Genomic DNA, 16743 nt, shown 5'->3' on the forward strand with positions numbered 1-16743 from the left:
CATGCATCTGCTTCTGGCCCAACAGGGAACGATCAGCGACTGCGAGGAGGCGATCGACCTCGGGCAGACGCCGGGCGATATCGTGTTCCTGTCGGCCGCCGACAGCGAGCTTGCCGCCATCGCAGCCGCCCATCGCGAGCATGGGGCGGCGCCTTCGCTGAGACTTGCCAGCCTGATGAGCCTCAAGCATCCGATGTCGGTCGATACCTATGTCGAACGCACGGCGCGGCATGCCAGGCTCATCATCGTGCGTGCGCTCGGCGGTGCCAGCTATTTCCACTATACGCTGGAGGCGCTGCACGCGGCAGCGTCCCGCGCCGGTGCGCTGATTGCGGTCTTGCCGGGCGATGCCCGGCCGGATGCGGGGCTCGTTCCTTTTTCCAACGTTGATCTCGACGATATGAATGCGCTCTGGGCCTATCTGATCGAAGGCGGCGACGCCAATGCGCGCGGCTTTCTCGATTATGCCTCGGCGATGTTGTCAGGTGCCGAGAAGCCGGCGCCGGCAGTGCCTTTGATGAAGGCGGGCATCTGGTGGCCGGGGCGGGGGCTGATCGGGGTGCAGGAGTGGCGGCAGGTTGCCGGTTCGCATGTCGCGCCGCCTTCGTCCGTCGAGCAGGGGGGTATCCCACATTCGACGGAGGAGGTGGCGTTTGGGCCAATCGTCGCCATCAGCTTCTACCGCGCCCTCGTCCAGAGCGGCGAGACCGCCCCGATCGAGGCACTGGTCGAAGCGCTGGCGGCGCTCGGCCTGCGGCCACTGCCGGTTTTTGCCTATAGCCTCAAGGACCCCGTCTCGACAGGTATTCTCGAAAGCGTGTTTGCGGCACTGAAACCCGATGTCGTCATCAACACGACCGGCTTTGCCGTCTCGGCACCAGGTGCTGACCGGCAGCCGACGGTGCTGGAAGCGAATGGGGCGGTGGTGCTGCAGGCGATCCTGTCGGCCTCGTCGCGGGAGGCTTGGGCCGCTTCCGCGCAAGGCTTGTCGGCACGAGATCTCGGCATGAACGTGGCGCTTCCTGAAGTCGACGGCCGGGTGCTGGCGCGGGCGATCTCTTTCAAGACGGCAGCGCGTTATGACGCGGCTGTCGAGACCAACATCGTCTGCAGCGAACCCGATACCGGCCGGGTGAGTTATACGGCTGAACTTGCCGCCAACTGGGCGCGCCTGCGGAAGAGATCGGCCGGTGATCGCCGCATCGCGCTTGTCATGGCGAATTATCCGAACCGCGACGGCCGGCTCGGCAACGGCGTCGGCCTCGATACGCCGGCCGGCACCATCGCGGTGCTTCGCGCCATGGGAGCCGCGGGTTACCCGGTCGCCGACATTCCGGCAGATGGGGACGCGCTGATCCGGCATCTGATGGAAGGGCCGACCAATTCCGGCCACGACGGCAGGGTCATTCGCGAAACGCTTTCCCTCGCTCGCTACAACAGCTTCTTTCAATCTCTTCCCAATAAGATTCAAGATGAGGTGAGGGCTCGCTGGGGCAATCCTAAGGACGATGCGTATTTTCGCGAGGGCGGCTTCGCCCTGCCTTTCGCGCGCTTCGGCGGCGTGCTCGTCGGCATCCAGCCGCCGCGCGGCTATAATATCGATCCGAAGGAAAGCTATCATTCGCCGGATCTCGTGCCGCCGCACGGTTATTTTGCCTTCTATGTCTTCCTGTGCCAGGAATTCGGTGCACATGCGGTCATCCACATGGGCAAACACGGCAATCTCGAATGGCTGCCGGGCAAGGCGCTGGCGCTGTCGGAAGGCTGTTATCCCGAGGTGATCCTCGGGCCGCTGCCGCATCTTTATCCCTTCATCGTCAACGATCCGGGCGAGGGCACGCAGGCCAAGCGCCGGACTGCCGCTGTCATCATCGATCACCTGACGCCGCCTTTGACGCGGGCTGAGAGTTATGGACCACTCAAGGATCTGGAAGCGCTGGTCGACGAATATTACGAGGCCTCCGGCGGCGATCCCCGCCGCATCCGCTTGCTCAGCCGGCAGATCCTCGATCTGGTCACCGATATCGGCCTCGACCGGGATGCCGGCATAATCAGCGGCGAAAGCGAGGGCGAGGCGCTGAAGAAGCTCGACGCCTATCTCTGCGACCTCAAGGAAATGCAGATCCGCGACGGGCTGCATATCTTCGGCGTTTCGCCCGAAGGGCGGCTGCTGACCGACCTGACGGTGGCGCTGGCGCGGGTGCCGCGGGGGCTGGGTGAGGGCGGGGATGCGAGTTTGCAGCGGGCGATTGCGGGTGATGTGGGGGTGGGCGGTGTGCCTGTGGCACCCCCCTCTGTCCTGCCGGACATCTCCCCCACAAGGGGGGAGATCGGCAAGAGGCTTGGGCTTCCCACAAAAGAAACGTTTGAAGTTGCCGCACCTTCGGCCGAGCAGTTGGAGCGGGACCTCTCATCCCCGATCTCCCCCCTTGTGGGGGAGATGTCCGGCAGGACAGAGGGGGGTAACTCCACGTTCGATCCTCTCGACTGCGACATGGCCGCCCCCTGGACAGCCCCACGTCATGCCATCCTAGCAGATCTCCTCGACGCCCCCTGGCGCACCAACGGCGACACCGTCGAGCGCATCGAGCTCCTGGCGGCGAAGTTCGTTTCCGGCCAGATCGTCTGCCCTGAGAACTGGCCGGCGACGCGGGCGGTGCTTTCCGAGATCGAGACCCGCCTCAAGCCTTCGATCCTGGCCTGCGGGCCAGCCGAAATCGCAGGCCTGCTTAACGGCCTCGACGGCCGCTTCGTTGCGCCCGGCCCCTCCGGGGCGCCGACGCGCGGGCGGCCCGATGTGCTGCCGACGGGCCGCAATTTCTATTCGGTCGATAGCCGCGCCGTGCCGACGCCGGCCGCCTACGAACTCGGCAAGAAATCCGCGGAACTGCTGGTTCGCCGCTATGCGCAGGATCACGGCGAATGGCCGGCTTCCCTAGGGCTGACGGCCTGGGGCACGTCGAACATGCGCACCGGCGGCGATGACATCGCCCAGGCGCTGGCGCTGATTGGCGTCAAGCCGCTCTGGGACATGAGCTCGCGCCGCGTCACCGGCTACGAGATCATACCGCCGGCAATGCTCGGGCGGCCGCGCGTCGACGTGACGCTCAGGATATCCGGCTTCTTCCGCGACGCTTTTCCCGAGCAGATCGCCCTGTTCGACAAGGCGGTCCGCGCCGTCGGCGCGCTTGAAGAGGACGAGGCCGACAATCCGATCGCAGCGCGCATGCGCGGCGAGGCGGCAAGGCTTGCCGCAGCCGGCCTCGACGAGGTCTCGGCCAGAAGGCGAGCGGGCTACCGGGTGTTCGGCTCGAAGCCCGGCGCTTATGGCGCGGGGCTGCAGGCGCTGATTGACGAAAAAGGCTGGGAGCGGCGCGCCGATCTCGCCGAGGCCTATCTCGTCTGGGGCAGCTATGCCTATGGCGCCGGCGAGGAGGGCAAGGCCGAACGCGGCCTGTTCGAGGAGCGGCTGCGCTCGGTGCAGGCCGTCGTTCAGAATCAGGATAATCGCGAACACGATCTGCTCGACAGCGACGATTATTACCAGTTCGAAGGCGGCATGGCGGCGGCGGCGGAACAGCTCGCCGGCGCCCGCCCCTCGATCTATCACAACGATCATTCCCGGCCGGAACGGCCGGTGATCCGTTCGCTGGAAGAGGAGATCGGCCGCGTCGTGCGCGGGCGCGTCGTCAATCCGAAATGGATATCGGGCGTCATGCGCCACGGTTACAAGGGTGCGGCCGAGATTGCCGCCACCGTCGACTATCTCTTCGCCTTTTCGGCGACGACGGGTGCAGTCGGCGCCCATCATTTCGAGGCGGTATACCAGGCCTTCGTCGCCGATCCCATTGTGAGTACCTTCATGATGGAGAAGAACCCGGCAGCATTCGACGAGATGAAGGAGCGGCTGTGCGAGGCGATCGACCGCAGCCTCTGGACGCCGCGCAGCAATTCGGCCCGGTTCGACCTGGCCGCCAACAATAGAACAAGGTGAACCGATGAGCGACGAGACACCGGAGAGCGCGATCCCAGAAGGCGAAGCTGGAAAGGACGATGCGCGCCATGCCGAGAAGATGGCGAAGAAGAAGGCCGCCCGCGACAAGATCATGGCGACCAAGACCGATGGCAAGGGGCTGATCATCGTCCACACCGGCAAGGGCAAGGGCAAGTCATCGGCCGCCTTCGGCATGATCTTCCGCCACATCGCCCATGGCAAGCCCTCTGCCGTCGTGCAGTTCATCAAGGGTGCGATGTGGACCGGCGAGCGCGATCTGATCGAGAAGCATTTCTCCGATCTCTGCCAGTTCCACACCATGGGCGAGGGGTTCACCTGGGAAACGCAGGACCGCGCCCGCGACGTTGCCGCCGCCTCGGCTGCCTGGGAAAAGGCCAAGGAGCTGATCCGCGACGATCGCTATTCCATGGTGCTGCTCGACGAGATCAACATCGCGCTACGCTACGACTATCTCGATATCAACGAGGTCGTGGAATTCCTGAAGAACGAGAAGCCGCCCATGACGCATGTCGTGCTGACGGGGCGCAACGCCAGGGAGGAACTGATCGAGATCGCCGACCTGGTGACCGAGATGGAACTGATCAAGCATCCGTTCCGCTCCGGCATCAAGGGCCAGCCGGGCGTGGAATTCTAGGCATCAGTTGAGAGAGAGGCCGCGCAGGATCGCGGCCGTTTCCTCATCCGCCGGGAAGAAGGATTCCACGGCCAGTTCCGACAGAGTGATGTCGACGGGCGTGCCGAAGACCGTGGTCGTCGAGATCAGGGATAGCAGACCGGCCTTGGTCGAAAGCTTCAGCGGAATGGCGATGCCGGCGTGGTCGGTATGCGCATCGTTCGCCGCTTCGGGCGCCGGATAGGACAGCAGTTCGTTCAGCAGCCTCTCCAATACCGGATCGCCCGAAGCCGATATTTGCTGACGCAGCCGGTCGATAAGGTGGGCGCGCCATTCCGGGAGGTTTGCAATGCGGGGCGCCAGTCCTTGCGGGTGCAGGCTGAGGCGCAGCACATTGACTGGCGGTTCCAGCAGGGAGGGATCGGCAATGCCTGAGATGAGCGGCGCCAGCGCCGCGTTGGAGGCAATGAGCGTCCAGTGGCGGTCGATCGCGAGCGCCGGGAAAGGCTGATGAGTTTTCAACACCATGTCGATGGCGCGGCGCGCCGGTTCCAAGGCGGGATCGTCGAGTGCACGCTCGGTAAAGACGGGAGCGAAACCCGCCGCCAGCAGCAGCGGGTTCCGGTCGCGGAGCGGCACGCCGAGGCGTTCGGCAAGATGCAGCAGCATGTCGCGGCTCGGCGTCGAGCGCCCGCTCTCGATGAAGCTCAGATGCCGCTGCGAGATATCTGCCTCCAGCGCCAGGTCGAGCTGGCTCATCCGGCGGCGCTGGCGCCATCCGCGCAGATGATCTCCAAGAGGGCGGGCGGTCGGCTTCATCAGGCAGCTTCCGGCAATTGGTCGATGAAGCCGCGGACGGATTTCAGTTTGCCGTCTTCGAGTTCGGCAAAATCCGTGCCCTTGATCAGTGCTTCGCCATTGGCAGGTCCGAGGCCCCAGGAGAAACGCAGATTGTCGCCATAGCCGTCAGCCGTGCCGATCAGTTCGAAACGGAAACCGGGGAAACGGTTCTGCACGGCCTCCACCAGCGAATTGATCTGCTCGTGGCCTTCGCCGCGCATCAGCGGATCGATGTAGGTTGCGGCTTCCGCCCAGCTCTCGGCGATGAGAGCGCGGCGGCGAGCCGCATCCGTCTCGTTCCAGATGGCGAGGTAGCGCTCGGCATTGCTGTTTGCATCGTTCATCGGGTCATCTCCTTTTGATCGCCCGTCATTCAGGCAGGGCGATCATGCGGGAAGGTGGTGCACCCTATCAATTACGCCAGAGGTAATGGAAGACGGCCAAGCGTCTCCGTCAGATGCCGAGCCACAAGCGCAGCGGATTTGCCGGGTCGGCGAGGAGCTTGACCGCCAGGGCGACGCACACGATCACCAGCAGCGGCTTGATCAGCTTCGAACCGATGCGCATGGCAAGGCGCGAACCGAGCTGCGCGCCGAGGAACTGGCAGATGCCCATCAACAGGCCGATCTTCCAGAGTATCGCGCCAAAGCTTGCGAAGACAATCAGCGCGCCGAAATTCGAGCCGAGATTGAGAAGCTTGGTGTGGGCGGTTGCCTTCAGCACGCCGAAGCCGGCGAGTGTGACGAAGGCGAGCATGAAGAAGGAGCCGGTGCCCGGGCCGAAGACCCCGTCATAAACGCCGATGGCCGGGACCAGCGTCAGGCCGAAGGCGAAGGGCGTGATGCGGCGATGGGTATCGACGTCGTTGAGGTTCGGCTTGACGGCAAAGAAGATCGCGATCGACAGCAGCAACACCGGCATGATCGCCTGCAGCACCTGTCCGGGTACGATCGTGGCAAGGGCAGCGCCGAGCGCCCCGCCCATGACCGCCATCAGCGCCATCGGCAATTGTTCGCGAAGCTGCACGTGGCCCTTGCGGGCATAAGCGAGCGTTGCCGAGGCGGCACCAAAGATCGACTGCACCTTATTGGTGCCGAGCGTCTGCAGCGGCGGAATGCCGGCAATCAGCATGGCGGGAACGGTGATGAGGCCGCCGCCACCGGCAATCGAATCGACGAAACCAGCAAAAAAGGCCGCCGCGCAGAGCAGTAGAAGCAGATGGAAGGTGATATCGGGCAAGACGGAGTTCCGGAGGGGCTTTCAGGCCGCCTTCTTGCATTTCCCGCCTCGGGCTGCAATGGCTGCAAAGGACATGGCAAGGCGCATTCGGCAGCAACATGAGCGACATTACCTTCGACAGGAGCAGACATCACGTGCTCGGGCTCGGCTGCGAGCGCAAAACGCCGCCCGCTGAAGTGCTGGCACTGGCCATCGAAGCGGTTGAAGCGGCCGGTATCATCGGGGCGGAGCTTGCTGCCATTGCCTCGATCGACAGCCGTTCCGAAGAAGCGGCGATCCTTGCCGTTGCCAGGCATTTTGCCGTGCCCGCCGTCTTCTTCGATGCGCCGCGGCTGGAAGAGGAAACGCCGCGGCTTAAAAATCCCTCTGCCATCGTCTTTGCCCGTGTCGGCTGCCATGGCGTGGCGGAATCCGCGGCACTTGCGGCCATTGGAGCGGATGCGGAGCTGCTGCTCGGCAAGATCAAATCCGCGCATGCGACAGCGGCGATTGCCGGCATCGGGTTGCGGAAAGCCTGACGGGCGTTATGGTGGCCACACGTTGCGACGCCGTCCGGCAGCTTCGCGATCTACATTTAGAGGATATCAATGCACAAGGTCATTTATGACACGGATCCGGGCGTCGATGACGCCATGGCGCTTCTTTTCCTGCACCGCCACCCCGAAATCGATCTGATCGGCATCACCACCGTTTTCGGTAACGCCTCGGTCGAGACGACGACACGCAATGCGCTCTTCCTCAAGCGCGATTGGAATATTCCGGCACCCGTTGCCAAGGGCGCCAGCGTCACCATCGACCCCTCGCGCGCCGAGCGGCCCTGGCCGGCCATGGTGCATGGTGACAATGGCCTCGGCGATATCGACGTGCCGGAGACGATCGACCTGCCGCTCGATCTGCGCCCGGCGCATCGCTTCATCATCGATACCGTGCGCACCCATCCGGGCGAAGTGCGCCTCGTCGCTGTCGGGCGGATGACCAATCTGGCGCTGGCGCTGAAGGAAGCCCCCGAGATCGCAACGCTGGTCAAGGACGTCGTCATCATGGGCGGCAATTTCTATGTGCCGGGCAATGTCTCGCCGGTCGCCGAGGCCAACATCCATGGTGATCCCGAAGCTGCGGATATCGTCATGACCGCGCCCTGGAAGGTGACCGTCATCGGCCTCGACGTCACCGCGGTCACCACGATGAGCCGCAGCTATCTTGGCGAGATGGCGGCCAAGGGCGACAAGGCGGTCAAACAGCTCAATGAACTCTCGCAGTCCTACATCGATTTTTACAAGCATGCGGTTGAGGACGGCATGATGGTGCATGACAGCTGCGCCTCAGTCTATGTCGTGGCGCCCGAACTGTTCTCGTCGATATCGGGTGCGGTGCGTGTCGTCTGTGGCGGCATCGCCGACGGCCAGACCATCGTAAAGCCGGACGGTCGCCGTTTTCCGCCGGGTGACTGGGATGGCCTGCCGAGACAGATCGTCTGCACCGGCATCGAATCGAAAAAGGTTATCGATCTCATCCGCGACACGCTGCTCAGGGCCTGACCGATTGGAAGACCGGCCGCTTCGCGGCCGGTCGTCGCGACTATATGATAATATATTCATATTGTTATTCGGGTTTTCCGAGAGTTTGATTCCGCTTCCTAGCAAAGTGAGTCATGGTCATCTCGGCAACTTCCGGTGAGACAGGGCGCCCGGCGGATCTAAAACAAACAGGTGCGCATAATGTCGTCCGAAAACCGCTTACACTTTTCGGCATCATGCTCTAGATCAGCAAGATGATCGATGCCGCATTCTCCCATCTTCCGGCGCTGGAGCCGGGCACCGTCTGGCTGGTCGGTGCCGGTCCCGGCGATCCCGGGCTTTTGACGCTGCTCGCCGCAAGAGGGCTTTCCGAGGCCGACGTCATCGTGCACGACGCGCTGGTCAACGAGGAATGCCTGGCGTTGGCGCGGCCGGAAGCGGTGGTGGAATATGCCGGAAAACGCGGCGGCAAGCCTTCGGCCAAACAACGTGACATCTCGCTGCGGCTGGTGGAACTGGCATGCGCCGGCAAGCGGGTGCTGCGGTTGAAAGGCGGCGATCCCTTCGTCTTCGGCCGCGGCGGCGAAGAAGCGCTGACGCTGGTCGAGCACAATATCCCCTTCCGCATCGTGCCCGGCATCACCGCCGGCATCGGCGGGCTTGCCTATGCCGGCATCCCGGTGACGCATCGCGACATCAACCACGCCGTGACCTTCCTCACCGGCCATGATTCCTCCGGCATCGTGCCCGACAGGATCAACTGGGAGGCGATCGGCCGGGGCTCTCCCGTGATCGTCATGTATATGGCGATGAAACACATCGCCGAGATCAGCGCCCGGTTGATCGCCGCCGGCCGGGAGCCTACCGAACCTGTCGCCTTCGTCTGCAACGCTGCCACCGGCCGGCAGCAGGTGCTGGAAACGACGCTGGCCGAGGCGCCCGCGGCCATCGCCACTGCCGGGCTCGAACCGCCAGCCGTGGTCGTCGTCGGCGAGGTGGTGCGGCTCAGAGCCTCGCTCGATTGGCTCGGCGCGCTCGCCGGACGGCGGCTGCAACCCGATCCGTTCCGCCGGTCCGGCAAGGTGCTGACATGAGCGGCCTCCTGATCGCAGCGCCGTCCTCCGGCGCCGGCAAGACGACGGTGACGCTCGGATTGCTCAGGGCGTTGCGCCGGCGCGGCATCGCGGTCGCGCCCGGCAAGGCCGGTCCCGATTATATCGATCCCGCCTTTCATGCGGCCGCAAGTGGCACGCCCTGCCTGAATTTCGATCCCTGGGCGATGCGCCCGGAGCTGATCTCGGCCAATTCAGCCCTTCACCGTTCCGGCGACCGCATCCTCGTCATCGAGGCGATGATGGGACTTTTCGACGGAGCGGCCGACGGAAGGGGAACTGCGGCCGATCTTGCCGCTCAGCTCGGCCTGTCCGTGGTGCTGGTCGTCGATGCCTCGCGCATGTCGCAGTCAGTGGCGCCGCTGGTATCAGGCTTTGCCGGCTTCCGCGCCGATGTCCGCGTTGCCGGCGTCATCCTTAACAAGGTTGGCAGCGACCGGCACGAGGCGATGCTGCGCCAGGCGCTCGAAGCGATCCGCATGCCTGTTATCGCCGTAATCGGCAGCGACAAGGCGCTCGCCTTGCCGGAGCGCCATCTCGGTCTCGTCCAGGCCAGTGAACACACCAGGCTCGATAATTTCATCGACCATTCGGCGGATGCCGTTTCCGAGGAATGCAATTTCGAATTCCTGCTGCGCATTGCAAGGCAGGGGCTCAACCGGCCGTCTGCCGCCAATATCGACCGGCTGATGCCGATCGGCGCCCGCATCGCCGTGGCGCGCGATGTCGCCTTTGCCTTTTCCTACGAGCATATGCTGCTCGGCTGGCGTCGCCGCGGGGCTGATATTTCGTTCTTCTCGCCGCTCGCCGACGAGGCGCCGACCGGTGACGCCGATGCGATCTATCTGCCCGGCGGCTATCCCGAGCTGCATGCCGGGCGGCTTTCGGCGGCGCAGAATTTTCGCGCCGGCATGCTCGACGCGGCGGCACGCGGCATCAGGATTTACGGGGAGTGCGGCGGCTACATGGTGCTCGGCGATGGGTTGATCGATGCGGGCGGAAAGCGCCACGAAATGCTCGGCCTGCTGCCCGTCGTCACCAGCTATGCCGAACGCCGACGCCATCTCGGCTACCGCCGTGTGACACCGCTCGACGGCGCCTTCTTCGCGCGGACGATGACCGCGCATGAATTCCACTATTCCACTGTTGTGTCCGAGGGCGAGGGAAAGCGGCTGTTTGCAGCGCAAGATGCGCTCGGAACCGATCTCGGTGCTGTCGGGTTGCGGCGCGGCCAGGTGGCGGGGTCCTATATGCACCTGATCGATCTTGCGAGAGCTGCCGCATGAGCGCGCCCATCGCCCACGGCGGCGGCATCACCGCTGCTGCCGCCGCCTTCGGCGGCAGGCCGGAAGACTGGCTCGACCTTTCCACAGGCATCAATCCGTGCCCCGTCGCCCTGCCTGACGTTCCGGCAAGGGCATGGCACCGCCTGCCGGACGGCCATCTCGCCGATGAGGCAAGGCATGCCGCGTGCGAGCATTACGGCAGCGGGGCGATCCTGCCGCTGCCGGTGCCCGGAACGCAATCGGTGATCCAGCTTCTGCCGCGTCTGCTCCGGCAGGACAGGCAAGTCTCTTTGATAGACAGAGTTGCCGTGACGGACGACAAAGTCGCCGTGACGGACGACAAAGTCGCAGTGGTGTCGCCGACCTATGGCGAATACGTGCGCGCCTTTGCTTCGGCCGGTTGTGCCGTCGATGCGGTCCGCGATGTCGCGGCGATCGGGGCCGAGCATCGGCTGGCCGTCGTGGTCAATCCGAACAATCCGGACGGCAGGGTCTGGCCGGCCGAAACGCTGATTGCCCTGCACGACAGGATGAAGGCGGCAGACGGGCTTCTCGTCGTCGATGAGGCCTTCGGTGATACCGATCCGGCGCTGAGCCTAGCAGCCCAAGCGCAATCACTTTCCAACCTGATCATCTTCCGCTCCTTCGGTAAGTTCTTCGGGCTTGCCGGTCTCCGGCTCGGTTTTGCGATTGCGCGCCAAGATATTCTCGAGCGTTTCGAGAACTGGCTCGGCCCTTGGGCAGTCTCGGGCCCGGCTCTTTCGATTGCAGGTTCGCTGTTGCGTTCGGACGTGTCTGCAATCCGCGCCCGCATCGATGAACGCTGCGCCGGCCTGCATGCGGTGCTGACTGCGGCCGGATTGCGGATATCGGGAGGAACGGCGCTGTTCACTCTTGTCGCCGACGGCAGGGCGAGCGACATTTACACCCATCTCTGCCGCCATCATATTCTCGTCCGCAAGTTCGACTATGCGCCGGATCAGCTGCGTTTCGGGTTGACGCCGGATCCGGCGGCGGACCGACGACTTTGCGAAGCCCTTCAGAGATTTGAGCGATGACGATCGACGAAAACCTTCTCGTGCTGCTTCTGGCGCTGCTGCTCGACCGGATCGCCGGCGATCCGCAATGGCTGTGGTCGCGGGTACCGCACCCCGTCGTCATCTTCGGCGCGGCGATTTCCTATGCCGACCGGCAACTCAACTCCGCAAGTCTCACCGGCTCCCGACGCCGAATGAACGGCGTCGCCGCCATCCTGGCGCTGCTGCTGCTGGCGGTGGCCGCGGGCTTCGTGTTCAACCGGTTCTTCGCGCTGTTCGGTCTCGCCGGCATCCTGCTCGAGACCGGATTGGTGGCGATCTTCCTGGCGCAAAAGAGCCTTGCCGATCACGTCGCGGCGGTCGCCGTCGCCCTGCGCGACGTGGGGCTTGCCGGTGGACAGGCCGCCGTTTCTCAGATCGTCGGGCGCGATCCTGAAACGCTGGACGAGCCGGCGGTGTGCCGCGCGGCGATCGAAAGCCTGGCCGAAAACTTTTCCGACGGCGTCGTCGCGCCGGCGCTCTGGTATGCCGTCTTCGGCCTGCCGGGCTTGCTCGCCTACAAAATGCTGAACACGGCGGATTCGATGATTGGCCACAAGTCGGAAAAATATATCGATTTCGGCTGGGCATCGGCCCGGCTCGACGATATCGCCAACTGGCCGGCCGCGCGTTTCTCCATCCTGCTGATCGCCGCCGGCGCCTGGGTCCGGCGCGGTACCAGCGCCTGCCGCCAGGCGGTTCGCGTGGCGATGCGCGACGGCGGCCTGCACCGTTCGCCGAATTCCGGCCGGCCGGAGGCGGCAATGGCCGGCGCTCTCAACGTCCAGCTCGCCGGCCCGCGCATCTACGGCGGTGTCATCGTGACGGAGCCGATGATCAACAACGCTGGCCGGGACATAGCTACCGCCGGCGACGTCGAAGACGGCGTATCGGTGTTTTATGCCAGCTGCATGGTGCTCGCCGGTCTGACATTCGGGTTGTTTCTGTGTTTTCTGTAGGGTGCTACGCACCGCGGACACACCGCGGTGGACAGCTCCGGCTCAAACGTTTATGCGAAACGCCTCATACCTCCATCAGACCGGAAGCAGAGCAATGACAGTTCAGGTTGAATTACCGTGCCCGAAGTGCAAGAGCACCAAGATGAAGTTCGAGCGTCCGGAGATCCGGGAGACGGATATCATCACCTGTGCCGCTTGCGGTCATAACCTCGGCACCATGGCCTCTATCCGCGAGAAGATGAACAAGGCCTACCAGCGGCTGAACCCGCCCCCGGGTCCACGCAAGCTCCAGTGAAGCGGGCCGCTGTCCTGCGGCGGCGTTTCCGGCTTAAACATGTTAAAATTGTGATTACCATTCGGGTTAAAGCTATATAATAAGTATTGCCGTAGTCTCTCTTTCGCGTGGGCGCAATTAAACTGCGCGGGTTCGAAGAGGGGTTATCATGAAGACGATTTTGGCGGCCGCCGCCGCAAGTTTATTGCTGCAATTTTCTCCCATTGCCGCTCAGGCAGCAACGCTGGTCGCCAATGTCAGCATTGGCAAGCAGACGATGACCGTCACCGAGAACGGCTTCGTCAAGTATCGTTGGAAGGTTTCGACCGCGCGCAACGGCTATGTCACGCCGACCGGTTCGTGGAGCGCCAAGTGGCTGTCGCGCGATCACCGTTCCCGGAAATACGACAATGCACCGATGCCCTACGCGGTGTTCTTCAACGGCGGTTACGCCGTTCATGCCACCTTCGACCTGAAACGCCTGGGCCGACCGGCCTCGCATGGCTGCGTCCGCCTGCATCCCGACAATGCGGCCGAGTTCTTCTCGCTGGCGCGCCAAGCCGGCCTTGCCAATACCCGCGTGGTGATTACCCGCTGATTTTCTTTTCCAGCTCATCCATATCGGGGACGACGATATGTCGGAAGTTCTCGATATGGATGACGCCGCTCTTGCGCAGCCTAGTCATCTGGCGGCTGACGGTCTCGATCGTCAATCCGAGGAAATCGGCGATCTCGGCGCGTGATAGCGGCAGGTCGAAGGCGGTGCTCGTCGCCGTTTGCGGTTCGACGTGCGTGGCGATGAGGTGAAGCAGGCTTGCGACCTTTTCCTCGGCGGTGCGCCGGCCGAGCGTCAGCATCCATTCGCGCGCGACATCCAGCTCTTTCAGCGCCTGATCGTGCAGGCTGCGCTGCAGCTCCGGCGCCTCCGATATCATACGGTCGAGCAGGTTACGGGGGAAGACACAGATCTCCGTGTCGGTCGCGGCCTCGGCCGACAGCGTGCTTTCACGCACGAAGGGTCTGCCGACGAAATCGGAGGCGAATTGCAGGCCAACGATTTGCCGGCGTCCGTCCGGCATCACCTTGCAGAGCTTTACCACTCCGCGCATGATGTTCGAGTAGAACGAGCTTTCCGACCCTTGAGCGATGATCTCTGTGCCGGCATCGACCTTGCGGCGCAGCGAGTGGCGGCCGAGCTCCCGGAGCTGGCGGCTGGACAGGGCGCCGCAGACGACGCCGTGCCGCGCCTGGCAGGAGCGGCAAGCGACGGGCGTGCCGGCCTCGGGAATCTCACTGCGTGCGACGTCCATCTCCTGATCCCTTCGAAATCCGCGTTTGCCCGCGCGGTATAACCGAGACGATTACGCCGCGATTACTGGTTCGGCTATCCCGATTTCTTCCAGCGCGACTTGATGATTATCGATTTCGCCGGGATCGCGATTTGATCCAGATCAAAGTTTCGGTAGCCTGGCTCTCGTTGGAAGTACCCGCGCCGAGGCGCGCCGGTCCGCAGGCCTGATTCGGACGGCTTCTTTACTCTGCTCGAGCCGACGGGGTTTTCTGCAGCGGCATCGCCTCCCGCCTCGGGTGACGGCAAAGGCCGCTTCCATTGCTGTTTAGGCAACACCCAGCGGGCAAATTGCCGCCACGCCCGGATGAAAGCATTGGCTTTTGAAATGGATTTGCCTATGAGGGGTTTAAATCGTCATTTCATGAGGTACAGCGCGTGACCGCTACATTCGATAAAGTTGCCGACATTATTGCAGAAACCAGCGAGATCGATCGTGCGACGATCACGCCGGAGAGCCATACGATCGACGACCTCGGTATCGACAGCCTCGATTTCCTCGACATCGTCTTTGCGATCGACAAGGAATTCGGCATCAAGATCCCGCTCGAAAAGTGGACGCAGGAAGTCAATGAGGGCAAGGTTTCCACCGAAGAATATTTCGTGCTGAAGAACCTCTGCGCCAAGATCGACGAGCTCAAAGCCGCCAAGGCCTGAGCGACATATCAATCTTTTTTGACCGCCCTGCCGCCTTGAATATGGCGGCCGGGCGGTTTCGTTCCTAAGTAGGCGTCACCGGCGGGCGGATCTGGCCTGTCGGGCCGGAGGATCCGAATGCTGCTGGAATATTTCCAGATGATTGACCGCGTCGAAGCGGTGGACCTGAAGAAGGGCACGCTGAAGGCGCGATCCGTCGTCCCGGCCAAGAGCCCCGTCTTTGAGGGCCACTTTCCTGGTATGCCGCTGGTTCCTGGCGTGCTCCTGATCGAAACCATGGCGCAGGCCTCCGGCATGCTGGTGCTTGCCGTGACCAATTTCGCCGCCATGCCCTTCCTGATGACGGTCGACGGGGCCAAGATGCGCACTTTCGTCGAACCGGAAGCCGTGCTCGACATCGAGGCGGTGCTCGAGCACGACGGTTCGGGTTTCGCCGTTACCAAGGCTAAAATCACCAGCGCCGGCAAGAAGGTCTGCGATGCGCAGCTGAAGCTTCGCACCATGCCGTTTTCCGAGGTGCCGCTCGGCGATATCGTGAAGAAACGTGCCGGTGAGATTGGGCTTCTCGAAGCGATCGCGGCGCAGGGAGTGATTGGATGAGCAAGGCTGCAAACGACGTCGTCATCTCTGGTATAGGCATCGTCACCTGTCAGGGCGTCGGCAAGGATGCGCATATCTCGCTGCTTTCGGCGGCAAGCGCGCCCAAGACGATCGTCGAGACCGAGAAGTTCAAGCCCTATCCGGTGCATCCGCTGCCCGAGATCGACTGGTCGCAGCAGATCGCTAAGCGCGGCGATCAGCGCCAGATGGAAAACTGGCAGCGCATCGGTGTCTTCGCCGCGGGCTTGGCACTAGACGATGCCGGTTTCAAGGACGATCTCGAGGCCTGCGGCGCGATGGATATGATCGTGGCGGCCGGCGGCGGCGAGCGCGATATCAATGTCGATACACTGATCGTCGACGAGGCCCTGAAGCGCAACGACCGCGAATTGCTGCTGAACGAGAAGCTGACGACGGAGTTGAGGCCGACGCTGTTCCTCGCCCAGCTTTCCAACCTGCTCGCCGGCAACATCTCGATTGTGCACAAGGTCACAGGCTCGTCGCGCACCTTCATGGGCGAGGAAGCGGCCGGAATCTCAGCCGTCGAGACTGCCTTCTATCGCATCAAATCAGGCGAATCCTCGCATGCGTTGGTCGGCGGCGCCTTCGCGGCGGAGCGGCCGGACATGATCCTGCTCACCGAAGCGATCGGCGCCCATGCGCGCGGCGACTGGGTGCCGCTCTGGTCGCGCAGACCCAGCGACGGCGGCGGCATGATCACCGGCTCGGCAGGCGCCTTCCTGGTGCTCGAATCGCGCCAGCATGCGGAAGCTCGCGGCGCGCATATCTATGCCGTGATCGACGCGGTCGAGGGCGACCGCGGCAACCGCAATGCCCGCAATCTCGAAGCCCGGCTGGAGCGGCTCCTGGCACCGGCCACGGGGCTTGCGACCGAAAGCACGGCGATCTTTTCCGGCTCGACCGGCATGCACGATCTTGCCGCCCGCGAGCGGGCGGTGCTCGAACATCAATTGCCCGACGTTGCGATCCGCGGCTTTAGTGGCGTCACCGGCCATACGATCGAGACGCAGTTCACGCTGGGTCTGGCGCTTGCGGCGCTTGCCGTCGACGGCAAGGCCAAGGTTCCGCCCTTCGACGCCGCCCATGAGGCGCCGATGCGGGCAGGCGCCACCGCCGCCGTCGTGACCGCGGTCGGGCACCAGCGCGGCGAGGGCGTCGCCGTTCTTTCCGCAAATGCGTGAGGAGT

The 16743-nt window shown here is 63.6% G+C and carries 17 protein-coding genes; 13 read left to right on the forward strand and 4 right to left on the reverse strand.

The features are described 5' to 3' along the window. Nucleotide 1 precedes the first annotated feature (1 nt). A complete protein-coding gene (cobN, locus tag HJB82_RS22855; protein ID WP_221141538.1) occupies nucleotides 2-3994 on the forward strand; it encodes a cobaltochelatase subunit CobN in 3993 nt (1330 codons plus the stop codon). A gap of 4 nt (nucleotides 3995-3998) precedes the next feature. Next, entirely contained in the window at nucleotides 3999-4649 is a 651-nt protein-coding gene (gene cobO, locus HJB82_RS22860) for a cob(I)yrinic acid a,c-diamide adenosyltransferase (RefSeq protein WP_207580804.1), read from the forward strand. Between the two features lie 3 nt (nucleotides 4650-4652). Here the strand turns inward: cobO and HJB82_RS22865 are convergent, their stop codons facing one another. The 3 genes from HJB82_RS22865 to HJB82_RS22875 all read right to left on the reverse strand — a co-directional run bounded on the left by HJB82_RS22865 (nucleotide 4653) and on the right by HJB82_RS22875 (nucleotide 6707). Next, on the reverse strand, nucleotides 4653-5447 hold the full coding sequence (locus HJB82_RS22865) for a helix-turn-helix domain-containing protein (protein WP_207580803.1): 795 nt from the start codon (nucleotides 5445-5447) through the stop codon (nucleotides 4653-4655). Beyond that, a complete protein-coding gene (locus HJB82_RS22870; RefSeq protein WP_207580802.1) occupies nucleotides 5447-5812 on the reverse strand; it encodes a nuclear transport factor 2 family protein in 366 nt (121 codons plus the stop codon). Before HJB82_RS22870 ends, HJB82_RS22865 begins: the two co-directional genes overlap by 1 nt. A gap of 109 nt (nucleotides 5813-5921) precedes the next feature. Next, on the reverse strand, nucleotides 5922-6707 hold the full coding sequence (locus tag HJB82_RS22875; protein ID WP_207580801.1) for a TSUP family transporter: 786 nt from the start codon (nucleotides 6705-6707) through the stop codon (nucleotides 5922-5924). A gap of 98 nt (nucleotides 6708-6805) precedes the next feature. On the opposite strand from HJB82_RS22875, the gene HJB82_RS22880 reads away from it, so the two are divergent. The 8 genes from HJB82_RS22880 to HJB82_RS22915 all read left to right on the forward strand — a co-directional run bounded on the left by HJB82_RS22880 (nucleotide 6806) and on the right by HJB82_RS22915 (nucleotide 13529). Beyond that, complete coding sequence (locus HJB82_RS22880) at nucleotides 6806-7225, forward strand: cobalamin biosynthesis protein (RefSeq protein ID WP_207580800.1); 420 nt, start codon at nucleotides 6806-6808, stop codon at nucleotides 7223-7225. 69 nt (nucleotides 7226-7294) lie between these two features. Further along, entirely contained in the window at nucleotides 7295-8245 is a 951-nt protein-coding gene (locus HJB82_RS22885) for a nucleoside hydrolase (protein ID WP_221117171.1), read from the forward strand. Nucleotides 8246-8478: 233 nt separating this feature from the next. Continuing rightward, nucleotides 8479-9318 (forward strand): uroporphyrinogen-III C-methyltransferase, encoded by an 840-nt coding sequence (cobA, locus tag HJB82_RS22890; RefSeq protein WP_221117170.1) that lies wholly within the window; start codon nucleotides 8479-8481, stop codon nucleotides 9316-9318. Then, on the forward strand, nucleotides 9315-10622 hold the full coding sequence (locus HJB82_RS22895) for a cobyrinate a,c-diamide synthase (protein WP_221141540.1): 1308 nt from the start codon (nucleotides 9315-9317) through the stop codon (nucleotides 10620-10622). Before cobA ends, HJB82_RS22895 begins: the two co-directional genes overlap by 4 nt. After that, nucleotides 10619-11680, forward strand: coding sequence for a threonine-phosphate decarboxylase CobD (gene cobD, locus HJB82_RS22900; RefSeq protein ID WP_221141542.1), 1062 nt, complete (start codon nucleotides 10619-10621; stop codon nucleotides 11678-11680). The genes HJB82_RS22895 and cobD overlap by 4 nt, the downstream gene beginning before the upstream one ends. Next, complete coding sequence (gene cbiB / locus HJB82_RS22905) at nucleotides 11677-12657, forward strand: adenosylcobinamide-phosphate synthase CbiB (RefSeq protein WP_207580795.1); 981 nt, start codon at nucleotides 11677-11679, stop codon at nucleotides 12655-12657. Before cobD ends, cbiB begins: the two co-directional genes overlap by 4 nt. 94 nt (nucleotides 12658-12751) lie before the next feature. After that, the gene (locus tag HJB82_RS22910) at nucleotides 12752-12952 is read left to right on the forward strand and encodes a hypothetical protein (protein ID WP_221141544.1); all 201 of its coding nucleotides are present in this window, start codon (nucleotides 12752-12754) and stop codon (nucleotides 12950-12952) included. Between the two features lie 148 nt (nucleotides 12953-13100). Then, a complete protein-coding gene (locus HJB82_RS22915) occupies nucleotides 13101-13529 on the forward strand; it encodes a L,D-transpeptidase (RefSeq protein WP_207580793.1) in 429 nt (142 codons plus the stop codon). Here HJB82_RS22915 and HJB82_RS22920 read toward each other — a convergent pair. After that, nucleotides 13519-14241, reverse strand: coding sequence for a Crp/Fnr family transcriptional regulator (locus HJB82_RS22920; protein ID WP_221141547.1), 723 nt, complete (start codon nucleotides 14239-14241; stop codon nucleotides 13519-13521). The two genes, HJB82_RS22915 and HJB82_RS22920, sit on opposite strands and share 11 nt — an antisense overlap. A gap of 416 nt (nucleotides 14242-14657) precedes the next feature. On the opposite strand from HJB82_RS22920, the gene HJB82_RS22925 reads away from it, so the two are divergent. The 3 genes from HJB82_RS22925 (at nucleotide 14658) to HJB82_RS22935 (ending at nucleotide 16738) form a co-directional block, all read left to right on the forward strand. Next, the gene (locus HJB82_RS22925) at nucleotides 14658-14936 is read left to right on the forward strand and encodes an acyl carrier protein (protein WP_003540486.1); all 279 of its coding nucleotides are present in this window, start codon (nucleotides 14658-14660) and stop codon (nucleotides 14934-14936) included. A gap of 117 nt (nucleotides 14937-15053) precedes the next feature. Beyond that, complete coding sequence (locus tag HJB82_RS22930) at nucleotides 15054-15536, forward strand: 3-hydroxyacyl-ACP dehydratase FabZ family protein (protein WP_049731880.1); 483 nt, start codon at nucleotides 15054-15056, stop codon at nucleotides 15534-15536. Beyond that, nucleotides 15533-16738 carry a beta-ketoacyl-ACP synthase gene (locus tag HJB82_RS22935; protein ID WP_221141549.1) on the forward strand — a complete coding sequence of 402 codons (1206 nt, stop codon included), beginning with the start codon at nucleotides 15533-15535 and terminating at the stop codon, nucleotides 16736-16738. Before HJB82_RS22930 ends, HJB82_RS22935 begins: the two co-directional genes overlap by 4 nt. Nucleotides 16739-16743 lie beyond the last annotated feature (5 nt).

The sequence above is a fragment of the Rhizobium sp. NZLR10 genome, assembly GCF_019685125.1.
Taxonomy (GTDB): domain Bacteria; phylum Pseudomonadota; class Alphaproteobacteria; order Rhizobiales; family Rhizobiaceae; genus Rhizobium.